Origin of the sequence: Aphanothece microscopica RSMan92 (genome assembly GCF_046613545.2) — a bacterium.
Taxonomy (GTDB): domain Bacteria; phylum Cyanobacteriota; class Cyanobacteriia; order PCC-6307; family Cyanobiaceae; genus NIES-981.
The window spans coordinates 1-2,198 of record NZ_JBKKKY020000138.1 but is presented as its reverse complement, the minus strand read 5'-3'; the positions used below and the strand labels follow the sequence as shown (position 1 = coordinate 2,198).

Below are 2,198 nucleotides of genomic sequence, written 5' to 3'. Positions count from 1 at the left end.
AAACGTCGCGCAGGAAGGCCATCAGCATCACCCGCCCGTCGGTATCGAGGTCGCGCGCAAAGCTGGCCTCGACCGGAAAGCGGCTGCCGTCGGACCGCAGCCCCGTCATCGTGCGGCGCGGCGGCAGGTCGGCGGTCACGCCGTCGTCCAGCAGGGCGCGCACCCGGGCATGGGTCAGATCCTCGACCAGCCCCAGCGCGCCCAGCGGCCGGCCCGCCACATCGTGCCGGTCGCGCCCGAAGATGCGGGCGGCGGCGCTGTTGTAATGGACCACGCAAGCATCGGCATCGGCCACGATCATGGCGTCCAGCGACGCCTCGATAATCGAGCGCAGGTTGGACGACATCCGCTCGCCCTCGATCGCGCGGCGGCGTTCGGCGCGGAACACGATCAGGACCAGCCAGACCGCGCAGGACAGGGCCACGATCAGCACGATGCCGACCACGACAAAGCTGCGCAGCAGGTTGCGCAGTTCCTGACGGCGCTGGTCGCCTTCGGACAGATAGGTCTGCAGCGTGTCCAGCACATAGGCACGCGCCACCGGGCGCAGGTCGCCGATCGCCGACTGAAGGCTGGCGAGGTCACGCGCCAGCGCCCCGTCGTCCTGGTCGATGGTGGCGGTCAGCCCGGTCATGCGCTGCATCAGCCGCGCCTCGAACCCGCCGTGATCAGGGCCGGAGCGCAACCGCGCGCGGCGGTCCAGGATCACCGCCCGGCTGTAGAGCACGTCAAAGCTGCGCCGCACGTCGGCCAGCGCGGCGGGCATGTCCTCTGCCCCGGCCACCGCGCCCCGCTCGACCGCGATGGCGTGATTCAGCAGGTCCACCTCCAGCTGCGCGACGGTCCAGGTCATGTTGTCGGACTGGGCCGCCCGCACGCTGTCCAGCTGGCGCCCGATTTCCCACAGCGCGGCCACCGCAAAGCCGATGCCCAGCACGACCGGCACCAGAAAGCCCAGCAGCACAAGCCCGCGCCGCAGCGGGGCCGGCCCGCGCAGGGGGGCTCCCGGCGCGGCCATCACTCGACCAGGGTCAGCACGGCCAGCTGCCACACGCTGCGCCCGAAATTGACCTCGGTGCGCCAAGCCGCGCCGGCGTCATAGGGATAAACGATCCAGATCGGCCCCTTGTCGCGCACACCGAAGGTCTGGCCGTTGATGCGCGTGGCCAGGATGGGATAGCGCCCGTCGATTTCGGCCAGCGGGATCTCGACCGAATAGTCATTGACCGCCCGTGCCACGAGGCGCGTGCCCGAGGCGCCCGCCGCCTCCAGCACCACCGCCAGGGACGGGCCCGAGAAGGCCAGCGCCCCGTCGGTCCAGATCGTGGTCGTGGTGAAGGCTTCCTGCGGCAGCGCGTCCAGCATGGCCAGGTCGAACACCATGGCGCCCTCGGCATTGGTCCGCGACACCTGCCCCTCGACGCGCAGGATCGGGTCGCCCGTCAGCGGCGGCAGATCGGCCGCAGCGGCGGCCATGGGCAAGGCCATCAGAACCGACAGGACCCAGGCGCGCATCCGGACAAACATGGCACATACCTCCGTTGAGCCGGGCGATACCGCAAATGCGCCGCCCTTACGATCTGCCTCCGTGGATAGCGCATCGAAAGGCCACTGTAGAGACATCCAAACGATACTATCCTGATCTTTGGGCTGTTTCCGGCGCCTGGCATTTCCATTCCGGATAGGAAGCACTAACCTTTGCGGACCGTCCCGCCAGCATCGAGGCAGCGGCGCGGCAAGCCATGCCCCGAACGGGGCCGACCGATACGGGCAGGAATGAACATATGAAGACGGACATGGCACCGCCAAGCGTGCTGATCGCGGACGACCACGCGCTGTTGCGTGACACGCTGTCGGCGTTCATCGTGGCGGGCGCGCAGATGCAGGCCGAAACGGCCGACGGGCTGGAGACCGCGCTGAAGATGATCGCGGACCGCGGCGGCTATGACCTCGTGCTGCTGGACTTCTACATGCCCGGCATGAACGGGCTGGAGGGGCTGGCCCGCGTGATCGCGGCCAATGCGCCAAAGCCAGTGGCCATCCTGTCGGGCAACTTTCCGGTCGAGCTGGCCGGCCGGGCGCTGGATCTGGGCGCGCGCGGGATCATCCCCAAGGCGCTGCCGGTCAAGACCTTCACCAACGCCGTGCAGTTCATCACCGCGGGCGAGGTCTATCTGCCCTTCGACTATCAGTTCGCG

The 2,198-nt window shown here is 68.8% G+C and carries 3 protein-coding genes; 1 reads left to right on the top strand and 2 read right to left on the bottom strand.

The genetic code is table 11. The features are described from left to right. Window positions 1–1,018 (bottom strand): PAS domain S-box protein (locus ACLD7X_RS16405; protein WP_411424756.1); only part of this gene is annotated, 1,018 nt, incomplete at its 3' end. Then, on the bottom strand, window positions 1,018–1,476 hold the full coding sequence (locus ACLD7X_RS16400) for a putative pterin-binding protein (RefSeq protein ID WP_425625397.1): 459 nt from the start codon (window positions 1,474–1,476) through the stop codon (window positions 1,018–1,020). The genes ACLD7X_RS16400 and ACLD7X_RS16405, both read right to left, overlap by 1 nt. A 308-nt stretch (window positions 1,477–1,784) precedes the next feature. Here ACLD7X_RS16400 and ACLD7X_RS16395 point away from each other — a divergent pair. Continuing rightward, window positions 1,785–2,198 (top strand): response regulator (locus tag ACLD7X_RS16395; protein WP_411424754.1); only part of this gene is annotated, 414 nt, incomplete at its 3' end.

Coding starts and splice junctions, on each gene's coding strand:
- ACLD7X_RS16400 (WP_425625397.1), bottom strand. CDS start 1,476: ATGGCCGCCGCTGCGGCCGATCTGCCGCCGCTGACGGGCGACCCGATC.